Below are 20,484 nucleotides of genomic sequence, written 5' to 3' on the forward strand. Positions count from 1 at the left end.
GCCTGGCACCCCGCCATCCTGGCGCGCGGGGGACGCCGGCGTGTGATGGGCTCGGCCGCATGCCGCAACGCCTCGCGCGATCCCTGGTCGCGGGCGCCACGGTCGCGCTCCTGGCCCTCGCCGCCGCGTGCGGGGGCGCCACCGCTCCCCCGGCACCCGGTGACGGGGACGCCGTCGCCGTCCCGGCCGCGGGGCCGGGCCCCGCTCCGGCGGGCGCCGCGACCCAGGGGCTCGTGGCCTCGCCGGTGTCCGTGCCGCCGGGTGATGCCGGGGCCCCGTTCGACGCCCCCCGCCAGGCCCTGGTCCCGGACGGCTGGTCGATCGCGGTCTGGGCGCGCGTGGACTCCGCGCGGATGGCCGTGTTCGCCCCCGACGGCGCCCTGCTCGTCTCGCGGCCCGGCGCCGGCGAGGTCGTCCGCCTCGTCCCGGGAGCGGGCGGGCCGACGAGCACGACGCTGGTGTCCGGCCTGACCCAGCCCCACGGGATGACCTTCGTCGGCAGCACCCTCTACGTCGCCGAGAGCAACGCCGTGCGCTCGTACCCCTACGAGGGCCCGGCCCTCGGCACGCCGACGACCGTCGTCGACGACCTGCCCGACGCGCGCAGCCCGGAGTTGGGCGGGGCCTACGCGCACGCGCTCAAGAGCGTCGCCGTCGGGCCGGACGGCTCGGTCTACATCTCGGTGGGCTCGACGGGCAACGTCTCGCCCCAGGACCGCGAGGCCGACCCGCAGCGGGCGGCGATCCTGCGCGTGCCGCCGGGCGGCGGCCCGCCCGAGCCCTTCGCCCGCGGCGTCCGCAACGGGACGGGCCTCGCCGTCGCCCCGGACGGGGCGGTCTGGACCGCGGTGAACAACCGCGACAACATCCCGTTCCCCTACGACCGGCCCTACGGCGAGGACGACGGGTCGGCCCGCGGTCGGGTGATCCCCGACTACGTCGACGACCACCCGCCCGAGGAGCTCGCCCGCCTCACCCCGGGCCGTGACCTGGGCTGGCCGTACTGCAACCCGGACCCCGACGTGACGCCCGGCGACCCGGACAGCGCCCTCGACCCGTCCGACCCGCCGTTCGTGGCCGACGCCGAGACCAACCCCGACGGCCGCGCGCTCGACTGCGCGACCCTCACGCCGATCGAGCAGACGATGGGCGCCCACTCGGCCCCGCTCGGCCTCGCCTTCGACACGACGCTGCCCCCGCCCTACGGGCAGGGCGCGCTGGTGGGGGTGCACGGCTCGTGGAACCGGCAGTCGCCCCGCGCGCCCGAGGTGTCGTTCTACCCGTGGCAGAACGGCGACCTCGGCGGGCAGCGCACCCTCGTCGGCGGCTTCCAGGCGCCCGACGGGTCGCGGTGGGGGCGGCCGGTCGCGGCGATCCCCGGCCCCGACGGCGCCGTCTACGTCACCGACGACGACGCGGGCGCGGTCTACCGCCTGGCGCCCCCCGGTCGCTGACTTCGGTCGTGCCCAACCGTTTGCCGGGCGGCCGTGTGGGGCAGGACACCCCCATGAGCGATCAGATCACCGTGACCAGGACCGTCGACGCCAAGCCCGAGCAGCTCTTCTCGCTGCTGGCCACGCCGGCCCGCCACCACGAGTTCGACGGCGCCGGCATGCTCAAGGGCGTCGACGGCCGTGGCGAGGTCAGCGACGTCGGCGACCAGTTCGTCATGAACATGTACAACGACGCGCTGGGCGACTACCAGATGCTGAACACGGTGACCTCCTACGAGGAGAACCGCGAGATCGCCTGGGCGCCGCAGCTGCACCCGCTCGACGGCTACACCGACAAGCTCGGCGACGTGACGGCCAAGGGCCACGTCTGGACCTGGAAGCTCGAGCCCGCGGGCAACGGCACCGAGGTCACCCAGGTCTACGACTGGAGCGCAGTCCGTGACGAGTCGTTCCGCGGCTTCTTCCCGATGGTCACCGAGGAGCAGATGACCCGGACCATCGACAAGGTGGCCGACGCCGCGAGCTGAGCACGTCAGGGGTCCGTCCCGACGGGGGCGGGACGGGCCCCGGGGCCCGGGGTGCTGCGCACCCTGTCCGACGCGGCGAGGCGGTGGCCCTCGGCGCACTCCTCGACGAGGTGCACCGGCGCCCCGCAGCCCTCGTGGCGCACGACCACCGGCGGTCCCGCACCGGTGTCGAGGTGGGCGTCGCCCCAGGCCATCAGCGCGAGCAGCACCGGGCGCAGGGCGTGCCCGGCCCGGGTGAGCCGGTACTCCCGCCGCGCCCGACGGCCCGGCTCGCGGTACTCCGAGGTCTCCACCAGCCCGGCGTCGACCAGCACCGCGAGACGCCGGGCGAGCACCGTGCGGGCGATCCCGAGGTGCGCGACCAGCTCGTCGAAGCGGCGCACCCCGTGCAGGAGGTCGCGGACGACGAGTACCGTCCACGGCTCGCCGAGCACCGCCATGGTGCGCGCGATGGAGCACGTGCCGCTGTCGAGCTCCCGCCAGGGAAGCGTCTCGGTCATCCGACCTCCTTCACCAGCTCGATCGCCCGCGCCAGCGTGTCGAGCCGCTCGGCGAGCGTCTCGCCGGCCGGGTAGAGCCGGACCGTCGTGATCCCGGCACCGCGCCACGCGGACAGCCGCTCGCGCACCACGTCCGGCGTCCCGATCAGCGTCGTCGCCGCGACCATCGCCCGCGGCACCGTTCGCGCCGCGTCGTCCCGGCGTCCCGCCTGCCACAGCGCGTGCACCTCGGCCGCGACGTCGCCGTAGCCCTGGCGGGCGTAGGCGTCGCGGTAGAAGTTCCGGCTCGCCGAGCCCATGCCGCCGAGGCTGAAGGCGAGGCCCGCGCGGCGCTCGTCGAGCATCGCGTCGATCCGGCCGGGGTCGTCGGTGAAGGCGACCTCGGCGCCCTGGCAGAGGTCGAGGTCGGCGAGCGTGCGCCCGCTCGCGGCGGCCCCCTCGGCCAGCGGCTCGAGCGACGTCGACGCCCCCTCGGGAACGAAGCTCGTGCCCAGCCAGCCGTCGGCGACCTCGCCGGTGAGCCGCAGCATCTTCGGCGAGAGTGTCGCGAGGTAGATCGGGACGCGGTGGTCCGAGGTCACCGACACCCGCATCGGGCGCGCCTCGCCCCCGGGCAGCGGGAGCCGCACGTGACGCCCGTCGTGGGTCACCTTCTCCCCCGCCATGACGCGGCGGACGACCTCGACGGTCTCGCGCATCCGTCCCAGCGGGTGCGCGAACGGCACCCCGTGCAGGCCCTCGAGGACCTGGGGACCCGAGCTGCCCAACCCCAGCAGGAAACGCCCCCGCGACACCTCCTGCAGCGTCAGCGCGGTCTGGGCGATCAGGGCCGGGGAGCGCGTGCCGACCTGGACGACGCCCGACCCGAGCAGCATCCGGTCGGTCCGGGCCGCGAGGTAGCCCAGCGGCGACGGGGCGTCGGAGCCCCAGGCCTCGGCCACCCAGCACACGTCGAGACCGAGCCGCTCGGCCTCGACGACGAAGTCGACCGTCTCGCCCCAGGGCGCGCCGGAGGCCTCGATCGTGGTGGCGGTGCGCACCTCAGGACTCCGCGCGTTCCTTGATCCCGGCCAGGGTGCGCTCGATGCTCTGCTGCCACTCCCGGCACCGGTGGGCGACGATGCGCTCCTCCTTGTCGGGCATCTTCTCGATGACCTTGTTGAGGTTCGACGGCCCGGGCCCCATCCGCACCCACTGCCGCAGCTCCGTGCCACCCTCGACCGGCGTGAGGGTGAAGAGCCACGTCGCGGTGGGGTTCTCGGTGTCCATGACGGCCCAGGAGAAGCGGCGCTCCTCGTCGCACTCCACGACGGTCGAGACCGTCTCCCACTCCCCCGCCTGCGGGTGGGAGTTGCGGCCCCGGAAGCGGTGGCCGACCGCGGGCGCCTCGCCCTCGGCCGGCCCCTCGGGCGCGGGCAGCCAGTGCGCCTCCTGCAGCTCCTCGGAGGTGTCGGCGACGAACTGGATGTCCCGGACGAGCGGCCAGACCTGCGCGGGCGGCGCGGCGACGTGGACGGTGGCCTCGACGGTGGGGCCCTCGGCGTAGCGCATCGCGGGAGCCTATCGCCCTGGGTCTCCCGACGATATCCAGCTCAGGACCTCACGCACGTGGGCGAGGGCCTCGACGATCGCGGCGACACCGGGAAGAGCCCCGGACGCACGCCGACGGCCTGCCCGGTGACCACCCGGATATGCGGACCCGTGCATGACTTAGAGTAGTCACTCGTTCGGCGCAGCGTCACGAGAGGGGTCCCGGGTGAAGGTCGCGTTCGTCGGCAAGGGTGGGAGCGGGAAGACCACCTGCGCCTCGCTGTTCGCGTTGCGGGCGGCCGCCACGGGGGCGCCCGTGCTCGCCCTGGACGCCGACATCAACCAGAACCTGGCGGTCGCGCTGGGCGCGACCGAGGCCGACGCCGCCGGGCTGCCGACACTCCCCGCCCACCTGGGCCTGATCAAGGAGTGGCTGCGCGGCGACAACCCGCGCATCCCGTCGGCCGACCAGATGATCAAGACGACGCCGCCCGGACGCGGATCGCGCCTGCTGCGCGTCATCGAGGACAACCCGGTCTACGACGCCGCGGTGCGCGAGGTCGTGCCCGGCGTGCGCCTGGGTCTCGCGGGCGCGTTCGAGGACGCCGACCTGGGCGTCGCCTGCTTCCACGCCAAGACCGGCGCGGTGGAACTGCTGCTCAACCACCTCGTCGACGGTCCCGACGAGTACGTCGTCGTCGACATGACCGCCGGCGCCGACGCCTTCGCCTCCGGCCTGTTCACGCGCTTCGACCTCACGTTCCTCGTCTGCGAGCCCACCCGGCGCTCGGTCGGCGTGTACCGCCAGTACGCCGGCTACGCCCGCGAGTTCGGGGTGCGCCTGGCCGTCGTCGGCAACAAGGTCGAGGACGCGGCGGACGCCGACTACCTGGCGTCCGAGGTCGGCGACGACCTCGTGGGCGTGCTCGGGCGCTCGGCCCACGTGCGCGCGGGCGACCGCGGCGCGCCCCGGGACATCGCCGGGCTGGAGGCCGGGCACGTCGCGGTGCTCGACGACCTGCGCGCGGCCGTCGACGCCGTCGGCAAGGACTGGGAGCGCTACCAGGCCGACGCGGTGGCGATGCACCGCCGGAACGCCGCCGCTCGCGGTGATGGTCCGGCGGGCTCCGCCCTCGCCGAGCAGATCGATCCGGACTTCGTCCCGGGCCCGGCCGTCGTCACGCTCTGAGCACCTCCTGACGGCCGATTGCCGCCACCCCGGGCCCTGATCTTCGCTCGGAGGACGCACCCGCCCGATCCCGGAGGTTCTCTCGTGTCCCTGGACGTCTCGCCCGAGCTGCTCGACACCGCCGCCCGCGGGCAGGTGACCGACGCCGAGTTCGTCGACTGCGTGCGGACCTCGCTGCCCTACGCGTGGACGGTGATCTCCTCGGTGGTCGCCGACCTCGAGCTCTCGGACGGCGAGCTCGCCGACCACGAGATCCCGCCGCCGAGCGAGGCCGAGCGCGGCCAGCTGCTGCGGGCGCTGGCCTCCGACGCCATCCGCGGCGGCCTCGAGCGCCACTTCGACGTGAAGCTCGCGTTCCAGAACTGCCACCGCGTCGGCGCGTTCCGCCCGGGCGCCGTGGGCGGGGCCGTCTGGCAGGAGTTCGTCTCGCCCCGCGGCCAGCTCCTCAACCAGAGCCCCGAGCTGCGCGACTGCTAGCCCGTCGCGACGCTGTCGCGGACCCGGCGCAGGAAGAGGTCGTGCAGGCGGGCGTCGCCGGTCTGCTCGGGGTGGAACGCCGTCGCCATCACCGGGCCCTGGCGCACCGCCACGACCTTGCCCGACGCCGGGCCCGCGACGCTGCCCGGCACCCGGGCCAGCACCTCGACGCCGCGGCCGGTCGTCTCCACCCACGGGGCGCGGATGAACACCGCGCGCACGGGGCCGCCCGCGACCCCGGTGACCGCCAGGTCGGACTCGAACGACGCCACCTGCCGGCCGAACGCATTGCGGCGCACGGTGATGTCGAGGGCGCCGAGCTGGTGCTGGTCGGGCCGGGCGTCGATGGCCTCGCGCGCGAGCAGGATCATGCCCGCGCAGGAGCCGAACGCCGGCATCCCGGCGCGCAGGCGCTCACGCAGCGGCTCGAGCAGCTCGACGGCCTCGAGGAGCTTGGACAGCGTCGTCGACTCGCCGCCGGGGAGCACCAGGCCCGCGACCTCCGCGAGCTCGGAGGGCCGGCGGACCGGGACGGCCTCGGCGCCGCAGGCGCGCAGCGCGTCGAGGTGCTCGGGGACGTTGCCCTGGAGGGCCAGGACGCCGACGGGTGCGCTCACGACCCCAGTCTAGGAGCGGAGAGCTACCCGCCCGTGCCGCCGGGATCGCCGTAGCGCGCGCGGTACTCGTCGAGGTGCTGGGAGGCGCACATGCGCTCCTCCTGCTGCCCCTGGGCCTGGGCCATGCACTCGTCGAGGGTCAGGCCCTCGCCGAAGGTGCCGATGCCGAGAAGCCCCGGCACGACGAGCCACGCGCCGACGACCAGGCCGATCAGGGCGAGCACGAAGCCGCTGAGCGACATCGCGCCGCTGCGGTGCCGGTCGTGGAACGCGCGGCGGGACCCGATGAACCCCACGACCACCCCGAGCAGCCCCAGGACGAGGCCCGGCCAGCCGAGCCAACAGGTGCCGACGGCGAGCAGCCCGAGGGCGAGCGCGGCGGTGCCGAGGCCGCCGTCGCGCTCACGCTGGTCGCGGTCCTCGCGCGCGGGTGGCGGAGCGGACGTCATGGCGCGATCGTGCCATCGCCCCCTACTCGGCGGCGTTCGGGTAGCGCTCGTTGAACTCGGCGAGGTGCTGTGACTTGCACATGTGCATCTCGCGGGCCGTCGTCGACTGGGCCATGCACTGGTCGAGGGTCAGCCCGTCGCCGAAGCCCCCGGTGCCGAACAGCGTCGGCCACACGATCACGGCGCCCACGACCAGCCCGACGAGCCCGGCGACGAGCCCACCGAGCGACGAGGCACCGTCCGTGGCGAGGTTCCGGAAGGCGCGGCGCGCGCCGAGGAACCCGGCCACCACCGCGGGCAGGCCGAGCACCACCCCGGCCCAGCCGGTCCAGCACGTCGCCGCGGCGAGCAGGCCGAGCACCAGCGCCGGCGTGCCCATGCCGTTGCGCTGCGCGGGCGGCTCGACGTCCTCCTCCTCGCGCTCCCGAGGTCCGGGGCGGCGGGGAGCGGGGGGCGGCTGGGGTGCCGGCGGGCCCGGTGTCGCCCGCATCGTCTCCGTGCGGGCCTCGGGGTCGGAGCCGTCCGAGCCCGCGGAGCCGTCCGAGCCGTCACGTGCCGGCCCGGTCGGCCGGAGCCCGACCAGGCGACGCGGGGACCCGTGCGACGCGGTCATCGCCCGGATCGTCCCACGCCGCGTCGTGATCTTCCCGTGAGCCTCACCAGCCGCGCGTGGCGAGCCGCTCGTGCTCGGGCATGTCGGCGGTGGTGCGCCCGACCATCGCCTCGCCGAGCCCGGCCGAGACCTTCGCGATCACGTCGGGGTCGTCGTGGAAGGTCGTCGCCCGCACGATCGCCTCGGCGCGACGGGCGGGGTCGCCGGACTTGAAGATGCCCGAGCCGACGAAGACGCCCTCGGCCCCGAGCTGCATCATCATCGCTGCGTCGGCCGGGGTCGCGATGCCGCCGGCGGTGAACAGCACGACGGGCAGGCGACCGGACTCGGCCACCTCCTGCACCAGCGCCACCGGCGCCCGCAGCTCCTTCGCCGCGGCGTAGAGCTCCTGCGGGTCCATCCGCGACAGCGCCCGGATCTCGGAGCGGATCGCCCGCATGTGCCGCGTCGCCTCGACGACGTTGCCGGTGCCGGCCTCGCCCTTGGAGCGGATCATCGCCGCGCCCTCGCCGAGACGCCGCAGGGCCTCACCGAGGTTGGTCGCCCCGCAGACGAAGGGGACGGTGAACGCCCACTTGTCGATGTGGTGGGCCTCGTCGGCCGGGGTGAGCACCTCGGACTCGTCGACGTAGTCCACGCCGAGCGACTGCAGCACCTGGGCCTCGACGAAGTGCCCGATGCGGGCCTTGGCCATCACCGGGATCGAGACGGCCTCGACGATGCCGCGCACCATGTCGGGGTCGGACATGCGGGCCACGCCGCCGTCGGCGCGGATGTCGGCCGGCACGCGCTCGAGGGCCATGACGGCGACGGCGCCCGCGTCCTCGGCGATCTTCGCCTGCTCGGGCGTGACCACGTCCATGATCACGCCGCCCTTGAGCATGTCCGCGAGGCCGCGCTTGACCCCTCCGGTGCCGACGGCGGTGGCGGGTTCGGGCCTGGTCACGGTGGGTCCTCCGGGGATTCCTACGACGGTGCGGGACGTGGACGCGATGGTACGGGCGTCGTGGGGGTGCCCGTCGTGATCCGGTGCACGCTCAGCGCAGCCCGTCGAGCATCCCCGCGAGCTCCGCCCAGACCGCGTCGAGCCGGTCCGGCTCGTCGGCGAGCCACAGCGCCGCCTCGTTCATCGCGCCGTTCAGCAGATGGGCCAGGGGTGCCACGGGCCGCGGGGCGATCACCCCGCGGGCCACGAGCACCTCGAGCGCCTCGACGAGGTGCCGGCCCGACGTGGCCTCGTCGAGCGCGCGCCACCGCGTCCACCCCAGGACGGCCGGCCCGTCGACGAGGGCGATCCGGGCCACCGAAGGGTCGGTGCTCGCGACGAGGAACGCCCGGCTGCCGGCGAGGAACCGGTCCCACGGGTCCTCGTGGGCCTCGGCGGCGAGGACGACGGCGTCGGCCACCTCGGCGGCAACCTCGCCCAGCACCACCTCGAACAGCTCGGCCTTGCCCTCGAACTGGTGGTAGAGCGCGCCCTTGGTCACGCCGGCCGCCCCGACGAGCTCCGCGAGCCCGACGTCCGCGTAGCCGCGGGCGGCGAACAGCTCGCGCGCCCGGTCGACGAGCGCGCGCCGTGTGCGCGCCCGCTGCTCCTCCCGCACCCCGGCCACGTGGTTCCCCTCCCCGGACTTGACGTACCGATGGTACGTCAGCCACCGTTCGCGTACCAACGGTACGTCAAGGGAGTACGCATGGAACCGACCGGCTTCTACCCCGTCCTCGCCGTCGCCGACGTCGCGGCGTCGACGGAGTTCTGGGTCGAGCACTTCGGCTTCGAGGTGGTGTTCGCCGTCGACTGGTACGTGAGCCTGCGCCGGGGCGCCCACGAGCTGGCGTTCGTCGACGTCGCGCACCCGACGGTGCCCGCGGGGTTCCGCACGACGGCGCGCGGCCTGCTGCTCAACGTCGAGGTGCCCGACGTCGACGCCGAGTACGAGCGCCTCGTCCGCGGCGCCGGCCTGCGCCCCGAGCTGGACCTGCGCACCGAGGACTTCGGCCAGCGCCACTTCATCGTCGCCGACCCGGCCGGGGTGCTCGTCGACGTGATCACCGAGGTGCCGGTCGGCGCGGACTACGTGGACGCCGTGCGGGCCTAGTGGATCGCGAGCGGGACCCCGCCGGGCTCGAGGGCCCGGGGGTCCGCGAGCAGGTCGGGGAGCTGGTGGGGGTGGACGACGTCGAGCGTCACGGCCAGCTCGGCCGGGGTCCACCAGCGGTGCCCGCGCACCGTCCGGGCCTCGTGCTCGGTGAAGGAGCTGGTGTCGATGTCGCCGGTCGGCACGTGCACGGCGTGGAAGAGCTCGCGCCCGGCGTACGTCGTGCCGTCGGCCTCGAAGACCACCTGGCGCACCCAGAGCGGGCCCTGGACGGCGCCCGGGTCGACGTCGAGCCCGGTCTCCTCGCCCACGGTCCGCACGGCGGCCTTCACCGGCTCCTCCCCCGGCTCGACGCCCCCGCCGGGGGCGAACCAGAACGCCTCGGCCGGGCGCGCCGGGTCGATGCCCTGGAAGAGGAGCACGCGGCCGTCGCCGTCGACGACGATCACCCGGACCGCGTCCTGGGCGGTCCGCATGGCCGGCGGCGTCGCGGTGCCGCCGTCCGGTCCCGGCTCGGCGATCTCGAAGTAGCGCGGTGCCGGCGCCGTCCCGGCCAGGTGCAGCCAACGCACCATCCGCCGGCCGCGCAGGGCGCGCGTGTCGCGCACCGCGTCGTTGTGCACCCGGCGGGCGACCGAGACGCGGACGTGCGCGTCGGCCAGCTCGGCGGCGAGGTCGGCGGGCAGCGCGGCGGTGTCGAGGGCGCCGAGGGCCCGGGTCAGGTCGCTCTCGGCCGCCTCGCGCTCCGCGTCGAGCCCGCCGTCGGAGGCCGCCCGCGTCGCGGCGACGGCCCGGGCGGCCGCGCGCAGGGCCCGGCGGTCCGGGTCGGTGAGCGCCACCGGCCCGGCGGTGGCCGCGATCGCCCGCACCACGGCGGCCCGCCGGTCGAGCACGGCCGCGAGCGCCGCGGCGGCGGCGTCGGTGCGCACGTGCAGCCGGTCCAGCCGGCGCGCCCGGGCCACCAGCACCCCGGCCGTCACGACGACCACGAGCAGGACCGCGAGGACGACGAGGACCACCACCACGCCGGTGGCACCGAGGAGGGTCACGACGACGACGGTAGTTCGGCCTCCGCGCCGGACTGCGCCCGGGCACCGAGCCGGCCGCCGGGGACGACCCGGCGCGGATCGGCGGCCACGGCGACCTCGTACACCCGCAGCACGGCGGCCGCGACCACCGACCAGTCGAACGCCGCGACCCGCGCGCTGCCCGCCGCGCGCAGGGCGTCGCGGCGCGCCGGGTCGTCGAGCAGGGCGCCGAGGGCGGCGCTCCAGGCGTCGACGTCGCCGGACGGCACGACCACGCCCGCGGGGGGCTCGCCGAGCACGCGACGGAAGGCCTCGATGTCGCTCGCGACCACCGGGGCCCCGGCCGCCATGCCCTCGGCCAGCACGACCCCGAAGCTCTCGCCGCCCGTGTTGGGCATGGCGAGCAGGTCGACCGAGGCGAGCATCGACGTCTTGGTCGCCTCGTCGACCGCGCCGAGCAGCTCGATGCGGTCGGCGAGCTCCGGGCCCGCCTGCCGGCGCAGCTCGTCCTCGTCGCCGCGCCCGACCACCACGAGCCGCAGGTCCGGGCGCCGTCCGACCAGCGGACGCAGGGCGTCGAGCAGCAGGGGCATCCCCTTGCGCGGCTCGGTGTAGCGGCCGACGAAGCCGACGGTCGCGCCGTTGCCGTGTCCCGCGTACCCGGGCAGCGGGGGCGCGTCGGCGAACGCCGCGACGTCGACCCCGTTCGGGATCTCGACCGCGTCGCCGCCGAGGTGCTCGACGTAGACCTGGCGCGCCAGTGGCGACACCGCGATCCGCGCCGTGACCCGCTCGAGCAGCGGGCGCAGCAGCGGCTCGAAGAACGTCATGGTGCGCGAGCGCGGCGTCGACGTGTGGAAGGTGGCGACGACCGGCCCCTCGGCGACCATCAGCGCGAGGAACGACAGGCTCGGCGCGGTGGGCTCGTGGACGTGCAGGACGTCGAAGTCGCCCTCGCGCAGCCAGCGGCGCACCCGCGCCAGCGACACCGGCCCGAACGTCAGCCGGGCGACCGACCCGTTGTACGGGATGCCCAGCGACTTCCCGGCGCGCGTGACCCCGTCGGGCACCGGGGTGTCCGACCCCGCGGGCGCCAGCACGTCGACGTGGTGCCCGAGACCCGTCAGCGCCCGCGCGAGGTCGAGGACGTGGGCCTGGACCCCGCCGGCCACGTCCAGCGAGTACGGACACACGATCCCGATGCGCATGAGGCGGCCCAGCGTACTGGCGTCGGGTGGCGTCCCCGTGCGGCCGTGGTCGAGGGCCGGTGCCGGCGTCCGCCCCCACCCCCGGGCCACCCACCCGGAGATCACCAGGACGCCGGGCACCTCCACTGCCCGCGAGAGGTGCCGGACGGCCTGCTGATCACGCCCTGAGCGGGCTCCGGCGGCCGGCGCGGAGCCCGGTCGCGGCGGGAGGAGAACGCGCACGGCCGACCCGGGCCGCAGGGGCGGCCCGGGTCGGCGAGGCAGCGCGGAGGGTCCGCACCGCGGCGGGACCGGAGCTCGGCGAGCAGGGCCACGCGGTCGGAGCCCTCGTCGAGGACGAGGCGCAGGCGGCGGCAGGGCAGGTCGATCAGGAGATCCATGACCTCATGGTCGACCTGCCCTCCACCGGATTGCGTCACCGCTACGCGACCATGTCCTCCAGCTCCTTGCCCTTGGTCTCCTGCACGTACTTGCTGACGAACAGGAACGACAGGAAGGCGAAGAGTGCGTAGAGCCCGTAGGCCAGCGTCAGGCCGACGTCGGCGAGGGACTGGAACGTGACCGTGATGAGGAAGTTCGCGATCCACTGCGCGGCGGCGGCCACGGACAGCGCGGCGGCACGCAGCCAGTTCGGGAACATCTCACCGAGCAGCACCCAGACGACCGGGCCCCACGAGACCGCGAACGCGACCACGTAGAGGTTCGCCGCGACCAGCGCGATCGGGCCCCAGGGGCCGGGCAGGCTCGGCTCCTCGGAGCCGTCCGCGCCGACGGTGATGACCGCCTGCGAGAACGCGACCGCCATGATCCCCAGCGTCACGACCATGCCGGCCGAACCACCGAGCAGCATCGGCTTCCGGCCGACCCGGTCGACGATGAGGATCGCGACGACGGTCGCGAGCACGTTGACCAGCGAGTTGATGACCGACGCGAGGAACGAGTCGCTCTCGGAGAAGCCGACGGCCTGCCAGAGCGTCGTCGAGTAGTAGAAGATCACGTTGATGCCGACGAACTGCTGGAAGACCGACAGCAGGATGCCGACCCAGACGATCGGGCGCAGACCCGCCGCGTGACCGCGCAGGTCGCGCAGGCTGGGCTTCTCCTCGCGCTCCAGCGTCACGGCGATCTCGCGGACCTTGGCCTGGACCGACTCGACCGGCTGTCCCAGCACCTGCGCGAGGACCCGGCCGGCCTCCTCCATGCGTCCCTTGGCCACGAGGTAGCGCGGCGACTCGGGGATCCGCAGCGCGAGGATCGCGTAGATGACCGACGGGATGATCCCGACGAGGAACATCCAGCGCCACGCCGCGAGGCCCAGCCAGAACGTCTCGGCGGCGCCGCCGGCGAGGCCCGCGAGCAGGGCGTCGGAGAGCAGGGCGACGAAGATGCCGAGCACGATGGCCATCTGCTGCAGCGACGCGAGCCGCCCGCGGATGTGGGCGGGCGCGATCTCGGCGATGTAGGCGGGGGCGATCACCGAGGCGATGCCGATGCCGACGCCCGCGAGGATGCGCCAGATGATGAGGTCCCAGACGGCGAACGCCAGACCGGACCCGATGGAGCTGATCGCGAACAGCGCGGCGGCGATGAGCATGACCCGCACGCGGCCGTACCTGTCGGCGGCGGGGCCGGCGAACCACGCACCGACAGCGGAGCCGAGCAGGGCGCAGGCCACCGCGAAGCCGGACAGCAGCGGGCTGTCCTGCAGGCCGAACTGGTCGTTCAGGGCGTCGACGGCGCCGTTGATGACGCTGGAGTCGAAGCCGAAGAGGAAGCCGCCGACGGCGGCGACGATGGAGATGAGGATCGCCTTGGCGGTCGTCTTCTCGCGGGAGCCGGGTGCCCCCGGCCCTGATCCTGACGCTGACCCGGAATCTGTGCTCATCGGTCGCTCCCCGGAACGGATGTGTCGTCATTAGTCCGGGCGAGATCGGCGGCGCCGACCATCCCCGATTCCCAACCCAGCTCGGCGAGCCGCACCTCGGCGACGGGCCGGTGCCCGCGTCCGGTGAGGTTCCCCCGGAACATCGCCTCGACCCGCTCGCGCAGCAGGTCCCCGGCGGCGGAGACCCCACCGCCGAGGACGAAGAGCGTCGGGTCGAGCACGGCGGCGAGCTGGGCCAGGCCCAGCCCGATCCAGCGACCGATCTCGTCGAAGCAGTGCAGGCCTCCGACGTCACCCTGCTGGGCGCAGGCCGTCACCATCTCGCCGGTGATGGCCTCCGGGTCGCCCCCGGCCATCGCGATCAGCCCGGAGGCGAACGCCGGCGAGTGCCGCGCGATCTCCCGGGCCTCGGTGACCAGCGCCCGACCGGAGCCGTACTGCTCCCAGCAGCCCTGCAGCCCGCAGCCGCAGCGGCGGCCGTACGGGACCATCGTGATGTGGCCGATCTCCGCGGCCACCCCGTAGCCGCCGCGCAGCAGCCGGCCCGACGAGATCAGGCCGCCGCCGATCCCGGTGCCGATGGTGATCGCGACGAGGTCGTCGTGGTCGCGGCCCGCGCCGAAGCGCGACTCGGCCCAGGCGACGGCGTTGGCGTCGTTCTCCACCACCACCGGCACCTCGAGCTGCGAGGTGAGCTCGGCCTTCAGGTCCTCGTCGCGCCAGGCCAGGTTCGGCGCGAAGAGCACCTTCGCCCGTCCCGCGTCGACGAACCCGGCGGCCCCGATGCCGACGGCGTCGATCTGGTGGTGGCTACCCAGCTCGCGAACGGCGTCGGCGATGGCCTCGAGCACCAGGTGGGTGTCGGTGGCCGGGGTCTCGCGGCGGGTCGACGCGATGAGCTTGCCGGCCTCGTCGACCACGCCCGCCGCGATCTTGGTGCCACCGACGTCGACGCCGACGGTGAGCCCGCTCATGACGTCGTCACCAGCTCGCCCCGCCCGAGGGCGGAGAGGTCGATCTCGCCCATGTCGGTGACGACGACGTCGGCGCCCTCGGCCGCGAGCGCGTCGACGTCGTCGGCGCGCGAGACCCCGAGCGCCCCGAACCCGCCGGCCTTCGCGGCCTGGATGCCGTTGACGGCGTCCTCGGCGACGAACGCGTCCGAGGGCTCGACGCCGAGCTCCCGCGCGGCGGTCAGGAAGATCTCGGGGTCCGGCTTGCCGTGGGCGAAGTCGCGGCCCGAGACGTCGACGTCGAACACCTGGTGCAGGTTGCCGGTGCCGCCGAAGCGGGACAGGTCGATCTTCTCGAGGAACATCTTGGCGTTCTTCGACGACGACGCCGCCGCGACCGGGATGCCCGCGTTGCGGACGGCGAGCACGAAGCGCACGGCGTCGTCGTAGGCCGAGAACCGGCCCTCCGAGATCAGCCGGATGATCATCTCCTGCTTGTGCTCGCCGTACTCCGTCACGCGGCGGTCGATGTCGGGCACGCCGAAGTACTCGAGTGCCGCCGTCGCCCCGGCCGTGCGGGGCTTGCCCGACATGCGCTCGTGGTAGAGCGCGGGCGTGAACTTCTCCGGCGAGTAGCTCGTCTGCCCGACGATGTCCGCCCACGGGCCCGCCATGAGCTCGCGCAGCGACTCGCGCCAGGCCTCCTCGTGGGGGGAGTCGACGAGGACGCCGTCCACGTCGAAGATCGCTCCCGTGTAGCCGCTCATGCGCCGTTCCCTCCGTGGTCGTGGCCGCCGTCGGCGGTGGTCCCGCCGGCCGACGTGGTCGAGGCCTGCGGGGTGCCGTCCGTGACGGCCGGGGTGGATGTCGCCGCCCCGGTGGACGCCCCGGTCGACGCCGGGCCGTCGGACGTCGCGCCGCTCCCGCCCGCACTGCGGGGGGCGATGCGTCCCTCGCCGTCGAGCGGCACCGTCCACTCCTGCCCGGCGCCGAGCTCGCGGACCTCGCCGCCGAGCCCGATGCGCACCGGGTGGCTGAAGCCCTCGGACTGCACGGCGACGGTGAGCTCCCCGGCGCCCACCGAGACCCGCAGCGTCGTGCCCTGGAAGACCAGCGAGAGCGCGAGGCCGTCGAGGCGCAGGGTGAGCCGCGGGTCGAAGGTCAGCACGCCGTCGCGGGCACCGGCACCGAGGTAGGCCCGCTGGAGGAGGTCGAGGGTCCCCGACATCACCCCCATGTGGATGCCCTCCTTGGTGGTGCCGCCCTGCACGTCGCCGATGTCGGACTCGACGGCGACGAGGAAGCGCTCCCAGGAGCTCTCGGGGTCGATGCCGGCGAGCACCGCGGCGTGCGCGACGAGCGAGAGCGTCGAGCCGTGCGAGGTGCGCCGGTCGTAGTAGGCGATGGTGCGCCGCGCGAGGTCCTTGTCGTCGGCGATCGCGTCGTACCCGAGGCGGGAGAAGATCTCGCGCAGCTCGCCGTCGCCGAACAGGAAGAACAGCATGACCGCGTCGGCCTGCTTGGCGAGCTTGTAGTGGTCGGGGTCGTCACCCTCGGCCTTGAGGATGCGGTCCATCCGCTGGATGTTCTTGTGCTTGGCCCGGTAGGCGTCCCAGTCGAGCTCGGCGAGGTCGGCGTAGCCCTCGAACTGGGTGATCACCGGGTGGCCGTCGTCGTCGCGGTGGGTCGGCACCGTCATCGACGTGCACATCTCCGACCAGCGCGCGATCTCGTCGTCGGTGATCCCGAGCCGGCTGCGCAGGGCGCGACGGCGGCTCTTGGGCAGCAGGGCCAGCACCTTCGGGGCGGTCGCGCAGATCCAGGCGACCATGACGTTGGTGTAGGCGTTGTTGCGCAGCCCGCCGTCGGTGGCGCCGGGGTAGCGCTCGTGGAACTCGTCGGGGCCCATCACCCCGTGGATCTCCCAGCGGCCCGTGTTCGGGTTGCGGTGCGCGATCGACGCCCAGAACCGGGCGATCTCGAGCATCAGCTCGGCGCCGTAGTCGCGCAGGAACTCCAGGTCGTCGGTGGCCTGGTAGTACTGCCAGACGTTGTAGAAGATCGCCGCGTTGACGTGGCGCTGGTTGTGCGAGTGGTCGGGGTCCCACTGCCCGGACAGCGGGTTGAGGTGGACGACCTGCGTCTCCTCGGTGCCGTCGCTGCCCGACTGCCACGGGAACATCGCGCCCTTGTAGCCGGCCTCCTCCGCCGCCGCGCGGGCCTCGGCGAGGCGCCGGTAGCGGTACATCAGCAGCCCGCGCGTGATCTCCGGGAGCCGGTAGTTGAGGAACGGGTAGACGTAGAGCTCGTCCCAGAACACGTGCCCGCGGTAGGCCTCGCCGTTGAGCCCGCGGGCGGGGACGCCGGCGTCGTGGCGGGCCGTGTGCCGCGAGCAGACCTGCAGGACGTGGGCCATGTGGAAGCGCAGGAGCAGCTGGATGGTCGGCTCGCGCGGCAGCTCGATGTCGCAGACGTCCCAGTACTCCTCCCAGGCGTCGACGTGCTCGGCGAAGCAGCCCGCGAAGTCCGGGTAGCGCTCGACGTGCCGGCCGGCGGCGGTGAGGGTCTCGGTGATCGCGTTGTCGTGGCTGGTGAAGAACGAGACGATCTTCTCCACCCGCACGGTCTCGCCCTCGGCGATGTCGAGGTCGAGCACCTGCTGGATGTAGTCGTTCATCTGGTGCAACGTGCGCGCCGGCTCGACCTTCTCCCAGCCGCGCCCGCGCCCGCGGTAGATCCGGGTGCGCGCGGCCTCGGAGACGTAGAGGTTCGACTGGCGGGTGCGCACCTTGAGCGCGATGACCTCGGGCCCGAACGTGCGCGGGGTGACCGGGTCGAGGTGGCGGCCCTCGAGGTCGCGGTAGCGGGCGACCATGGTGTTGTCGACGCGGCCGTCGATCGCGGAGACGATGCCGATGCGCCCCGACCAGTTCTCGGCGGTGAGCGTCCACTCCATCGCCGCCTGGTGGCTGTGGGCCATCGAGACGAACCGGCGGCTGCGCAGGGTGGTCTCGCGGCCGTTGCGGTCGCGGAACCGGAACACGCGACCGACCGTCGCGGTGCGCACGTCGTAGGTGTGCGTGTACTCGAGCACCTCGACGTTGGAGAGGTTGATCGCCTCCTCGCCCTCGATGCGCAGCTTGAGGACGAGCCAGTTCGGGAGGTTGACGAGGTCCTCGTTGAGGACCGGGCGGCCGCCGAGGATCGTCGTCTCGCGGTTGAAGCCGCCGTGCGCGTAGGTGCCCGCGTAGTGCACCGGGGCGTCGGTGTCCTCCCACTCCGCGGCACCGCGGGTGCAGAAGTAGCCGTTGCCGGTGCTGGTCAGGGCCTCGCGCAGACCCTCGTCGTCGGGTTCGACGCCGGTCCAGGTGATCGTGAAGTCGTCGGCGACCGCCCCGCCGGGCAGGACCTCGCCGGTCGGGGTCGTGCGGGCGCTCCCCGTGGTCTCGGTGGTCGAGGGCGTCTGGTCGGTCGTGGTCACGATCGTCTCCGTACTCCGGGAGCGGGCAGCGGGGTGATCATCGGGATCGTCTCGCTCATCGGGCTCATCGGGCTCATCGAGCCAGGCCGTCGAGGAAGCGGCCGACCTCGTCGACCGTGGCGAGGGCGGCGGTCGCCGACGTGTCGCGGGACGGGGCGTCCTCCGGGTCGATCACCAGGATGCCGACGCCCGCCGGACGCCCGGCGTCGGCGCGGGCGACGAGCGCACGGAAGGCGTCCTCGTCGGTGACGTCGTCGCCGAGGTAGATCGGGACGATGTCGGGGTGATCGAGGTCGAGGACGTCCAGGAGGTGCTCGACGGCCTTGCCCTTGTTCCAGTCGATCTTCGGCTGGATCTCGTGGACGAACTTGCCGGGCGTCACCCGCAGCTCGCCCGGGTGCTCGGCCAGCACGGCCTCGACCAGCGCGGCGACCCGCGGACGGTCGGCGTCGGCGACGTGGCGGTCGTGCAGCGCCACCGACGCGTGCTTGGGCTCCACGAGGGTCCCCGGGATGTCGTCCGCCGCGGTGCGGACCCGCTCGGTGACCTCGGCGACGAGGCCCTCCCAGCCCTGGGACGCCTCGTGGACGATCGGCCCGCGGGCCGGGTCGTCGATGTCGAAGCCGTGGCTGCCGGCGACGATCAGGTCGTCGACGCCCATCAGCTCGGACACCACCGCGCGGTCCCGTCCGGACACCACGCACACCGAGCAGCGCCGCGCGAGCGCCCGCACGATGTCGCGCATGTCGTCGCTCATGATCGCGTCCTCGGGACGCGGCACGATCGGCGTCAGCACGCCGTCGTAGTCGAGGAAGACCGCGGGTCGGCGACCGTCCAGGCGCTCGGCCACCTCGGGGGCGTCCAGCGCGTGCGGTAACCGATCCGCCGTCGTGGTCACGGGGGGCACCGTCACCAGGGGCCTCCGCATCTCCGGGCGCCGTTGTCATGTGATGCGAACCACAAGGCTAGGGCGGCGTCCATGACGTCGTCAACGGATGAACACAGCGGCGCGATCTTTGCGGACGCGACGGGCTCGCGCCAGGTGGAGTCGACACGACCGCACCACCGGGTGTCGGGCTGTGACCGGGTCGCGCGCAGGGGGGTGGTGGACCCCGCTCCTCAGGGCGCCGTCGTGGCCCGGTCGAGGGCGAGGGCCAGGGCGCCGAGGACCGGGGCGTGCTCGGCGAGCTCGGCGACGACGACGTCCGCGGTGCGGGTGGTCCCGGGGAGCGCGGCGGCCTCGAGCGCGGCGTGGAGGGGGGCGAGCAGGAAGTCCCCGGCCTGGGCGAGCTCGCCGCCGACCACGATGCGCCGCGGCGTGAGCACGGTGCAGAAGCCGGCGAGGGCGACCCCGACGTGGTGCCCGGTGTCGGCGAGGACGCGGCGGGCGGGGGCGTCGCCGTCGCGGGCGAGCGCCACCATTTCGGCGACGGTCAGCGGGGCACCGACGAGGGGCTCGAGCAGCGCCGTGACGGTGCGCGTCGACACCACCGTCTCGAGGCACCCGCGGTGCCCGCACCGGCACACCGCGGCGTGGCGGTCACCCGGGTCGACGGCGACGTGGCCGATCTCGCCCGCGGTGCCGTCCGGGCCCCGGTAGAGGCGCCCGTCGAGCACCAGCCCGGCCCCGACACCGTCCGAGAGTTTGAGGAACACCCCGTCCCGGACCTCGCGCAACGCGCCCCAGCGCTGCTCGGCGAGGGTGCCGAGCGTGGCGTCGTTGTCGACCCAGCTCGGGACCCCGAGGTGCTCGGACACACGGCCCGCCACCGGCACCCCGATCCACCCCGGGAGCACGCCGGAGGCCCCCACCGCACCCGTGGCGCGGTCGACGGGCGCCGGCAGCCCGACCACCGCGCCGCGCAGCGCCTCGCGCCGGATGCCCGCCTGCGCGAGCGCCTCGTCGATCAGGCTCGCCGCGGTCGCCAGGCCCTCGGCGACACCGTGGTAGTCGGGCAGGTCCGCCCGCAGCTCGGAGCGCCCGGGCGGCTCCGGGTGCCCGGCGGCCGCGGACGGGTCGGCGACGTCGGCCAGGGCGACGCGCAGGTGCCGGTGCCCGACGTCGATGCCGGCGACCACCCCTGCCCCGCGGACGAGCCGGACCGCCCGGACGCGCCTCCCCGCACGCACCTCGTCACCCGCCGTCAGCAGACCCGCGGCGCCGAGGTCCCGCACGATGTTCGACACCGTGGCCGGCGCGAGCCCCGTGGCGACGGCGATCTCCGCCTGCGTCGGCGCACCGCCGGCGCGGACGGCGTCCACCACGCGACGGCGGTTCGCGTCGCGCAGACCGGTCGGCGATCCGGGTCGCGGCGCTGTGTTCATGAGATGAACGATAAACCGCGAGCGTGTGCTCCATGTCACGCTTCCTGCGAACGGAGCAGCGAACGCTACCGAGTGCACCGGTGGGGCGGAGGGGTCGGGCGGGGCCCCTGGGGCGGCTGGTCGGCGGGGCGGCGGGTCGGCGGGTCGGC

General features: G+C 74.3%; 22 protein-coding genes. 5 read left to right on the top strand and 17 right to left on the bottom strand.

All coding sequences use genetic code 11. The features are described from left to right. The first annotated feature begins 59 nt into the window (after positions 1 to 59). Together OG774_RS08575 and OG774_RS08580 are read left to right on the top strand one after the other, a co-directional pair. Positions 60 to 1,454 (top strand): PQQ-dependent sugar dehydrogenase, encoded by a 1,395-nt coding sequence (locus OG774_RS08575; RefSeq protein ID WP_328308532.1) that lies wholly within the window; start codon positions 60 to 62, stop codon positions 1,452 to 1,454. Positions 1,455 to 1,507: 53 nt separating this feature from the next. Continuing rightward, positions 1,508 to 1,981 (top strand): SRPBCC family protein, encoded by a 474-nt coding sequence (locus tag OG774_RS08580; RefSeq protein WP_328308534.1) that lies wholly within the window; start codon positions 1,508 to 1,510, stop codon positions 1,979 to 1,981. A gap of 5 nt (positions 1,982 to 1,986) precedes the next feature. Here OG774_RS08580 and OG774_RS08585 read toward each other — a convergent pair whose 3' ends face one another. The 3 genes from OG774_RS08585 to OG774_RS08595 are packed head-to-tail and all read right to left on the bottom strand — an operon-like array spanning position 1,987 to position 4,032. Beyond that, the gene (locus OG774_RS08585) at positions 1,987 to 2,481 is read right to left on the bottom strand and encodes a winged helix-turn-helix transcriptional regulator (RefSeq protein ID WP_328308537.1); all 495 of its coding nucleotides are present in this window, start codon (positions 2,479 to 2,481) and stop codon (positions 1,987 to 1,989) included. After that, positions 2,478 to 3,521, bottom strand: coding sequence for an LLM class flavin-dependent oxidoreductase (locus OG774_RS08590; RefSeq protein ID WP_328308539.1), 1,044 nt, complete (start codon positions 3,519 to 3,521; stop codon positions 2,478 to 2,480). The genes OG774_RS08585 and OG774_RS08590 overlap by 4 nt, the downstream gene beginning before the upstream one ends. Position 3,522: 1 nt before the next feature. Next, complete coding sequence (locus OG774_RS08595) at positions 3,523 to 4,032, bottom strand: SRPBCC family protein (protein ID WP_328308541.1); 510 nt, start codon at positions 4,030 to 4,032, stop codon at positions 3,523 to 3,525. Positions 4,033 to 4,237: 205 nt separating this feature from the next. Between OG774_RS08595 and OG774_RS08600 the strand changes: the two genes are divergently transcribed. Continuing rightward, positions 4,238 to 5,200, top strand: coding sequence for an ATP-binding protein (locus OG774_RS08600; RefSeq protein WP_328308543.1), 963 nt, complete (start codon positions 4,238 to 4,240; stop codon positions 5,198 to 5,200). Between the two features lie 84 nt (positions 5,201 to 5,284). Next, positions 5,285 to 5,677: an SCO5389 family protein gene (locus tag OG774_RS08605; RefSeq protein WP_328308545.1), complete on the top strand. Its 393-nt coding sequence runs from the start codon at positions 5,285 to 5,287 to the stop codon at positions 5,675 to 5,677. Here the strand turns inward: OG774_RS08605 and pdxT are convergent. From pdxT to OG774_RS08630, 5 genes are all read right to left on the bottom strand, one after another. After that, positions 5,674 to 6,294, bottom strand: coding sequence for a pyridoxal 5'-phosphate synthase glutaminase subunit PdxT (gene pdxT / locus OG774_RS08610; protein WP_328308547.1), 621 nt, complete (start codon positions 6,292 to 6,294; stop codon positions 5,674 to 5,676). The genes OG774_RS08605 and pdxT overlap by 4 nt on opposite strands. A gap of 23 nt (positions 6,295 to 6,317) precedes the next feature. Then, positions 6,318 to 6,743: a hypothetical protein gene (locus tag OG774_RS08615; protein ID WP_328308549.1), complete on the bottom strand. Its 426-nt coding sequence runs from the start codon at positions 6,741 to 6,743 to the stop codon at positions 6,318 to 6,320. Positions 6,744 to 6,765: 22 nt separating this feature from the next. Then, on the bottom strand, positions 6,766 to 7,356 hold the full coding sequence (locus OG774_RS08620; protein WP_328308551.1) for a hypothetical protein: 591 nt from the start codon (positions 7,354 to 7,356) through the stop codon (positions 6,766 to 6,768). A gap of 43 nt (positions 7,357 to 7,399) precedes the next feature. Then, positions 7,400 to 8,302, bottom strand: coding sequence for a pyridoxal 5'-phosphate synthase lyase subunit PdxS (gene pdxS, locus OG774_RS08625; protein ID WP_328308553.1), 903 nt, complete (start codon positions 8,300 to 8,302; stop codon positions 7,400 to 7,402). Between the two features lie 91 nt (positions 8,303 to 8,393). After that, positions 8,394 to 8,969, bottom strand: coding sequence for a TetR/AcrR family transcriptional regulator (locus OG774_RS08630; RefSeq protein ID WP_328308555.1), 576 nt, complete (start codon positions 8,967 to 8,969; stop codon positions 8,394 to 8,396). Positions 8,970 to 9,050: 81 nt separating this feature from the next. Between OG774_RS08630 and OG774_RS08635 the strand changes: the two genes are divergently transcribed. Next, positions 9,051 to 9,455, top strand: a complete 405-nt coding sequence (locus OG774_RS08635) for a VOC family protein (RefSeq protein ID WP_328308557.1) — start codon at positions 9,051 to 9,053, stop codon at positions 9,453 to 9,455. Here OG774_RS08635 and OG774_RS08640 read toward each other — a convergent pair. From OG774_RS08640 to OG774_RS08680, 9 genes are all read right to left on the bottom strand, one after another. Next, entirely contained in the window at positions 9,452 to 10,504 is a 1,053-nt protein-coding gene (locus tag OG774_RS08640; protein WP_328308559.1) for an NUDIX hydrolase, read from the bottom strand. The two genes, OG774_RS08635 and OG774_RS08640, sit on opposite strands and share 4 nt — an antisense overlap. Then, positions 10,501 to 11,691: a glycosyltransferase family 4 protein gene (locus OG774_RS08645; protein WP_328308561.1), complete on the bottom strand. Its 1,191-nt coding sequence runs from the start codon at positions 11,689 to 11,691 to the stop codon at positions 10,501 to 10,503. Before OG774_RS08645 ends, OG774_RS08640 begins: the two co-directional genes overlap by 4 nt. A 101-nt stretch (positions 11,692 to 11,792) precedes the next feature. Continuing rightward, complete coding sequence (locus tag OG774_RS08650) at positions 11,793 to 12,071, bottom strand: hypothetical protein (RefSeq protein ID WP_328308563.1); 279 nt, start codon at positions 12,069 to 12,071, stop codon at positions 11,793 to 11,795. Positions 12,072 to 12,112: 41 nt separating this feature from the next. Continuing rightward, complete coding sequence (locus OG774_RS08655) at positions 12,113 to 13,576, bottom strand: sugar porter family MFS transporter (protein ID WP_328308565.1); 1,464 nt, start codon at positions 13,574 to 13,576, stop codon at positions 12,113 to 12,115. Next, complete coding sequence (locus OG774_RS08660) at positions 13,573 to 14,550, bottom strand: ROK family glucokinase (RefSeq protein ID WP_328308567.1); 978 nt, start codon at positions 14,548 to 14,550, stop codon at positions 13,573 to 13,575. The genes OG774_RS08655 and OG774_RS08660 overlap by 4 nt, the downstream gene beginning before the upstream one ends. Further along, positions 14,547 to 15,296 carry an HAD family hydrolase gene (locus OG774_RS08665; RefSeq protein ID WP_328308569.1) on the bottom strand — a complete coding sequence of 250 codons (750 nt, stop codon included), beginning with the start codon at positions 15,294 to 15,296 and terminating at the stop codon, positions 14,547 to 14,549. Before OG774_RS08665 ends, OG774_RS08660 begins: the two co-directional genes overlap by 4 nt. Further along, the gene (locus OG774_RS08670; protein ID WP_328308571.1) at positions 15,293 to 18,010 is read right to left on the bottom strand and encodes a glycoside hydrolase family 65 protein; all 2,718 of its coding nucleotides are present in this window, start codon (positions 18,008 to 18,010) and stop codon (positions 15,293 to 15,295) included. The genes OG774_RS08665 and OG774_RS08670 overlap by 4 nt, the downstream gene beginning before the upstream one ends. A 73-nt stretch (positions 18,011 to 18,083) precedes the next feature. Next, the gene (gene otsB / locus OG774_RS08675; RefSeq protein WP_328308573.1) at positions 18,084 to 18,908 is read right to left on the bottom strand and encodes a trehalose-phosphatase; all 825 of its coding nucleotides are present in this window, start codon (positions 18,906 to 18,908) and stop codon (positions 18,084 to 18,086) included. 221 nt (positions 18,909 to 19,129) lie between these two features. Beyond that, positions 19,130 to 20,335: an ROK family transcriptional regulator gene (locus OG774_RS08680; protein ID WP_328308575.1), complete on the bottom strand. Its 1,206-nt coding sequence runs from the start codon at positions 20,333 to 20,335 to the stop codon at positions 19,130 to 19,132. Between the last annotated feature and the right edge of the window lie 149 nt (positions 20,336 to 20,484).

The organism is Actinomycetospora sp. NBC_00405 (assembly GCF_036044095.1).
Lineage (GTDB): Bacteria > Actinomycetota > Actinomycetes > Mycobacteriales > Pseudonocardiaceae > Actinomycetospora > Actinomycetospora callitridis.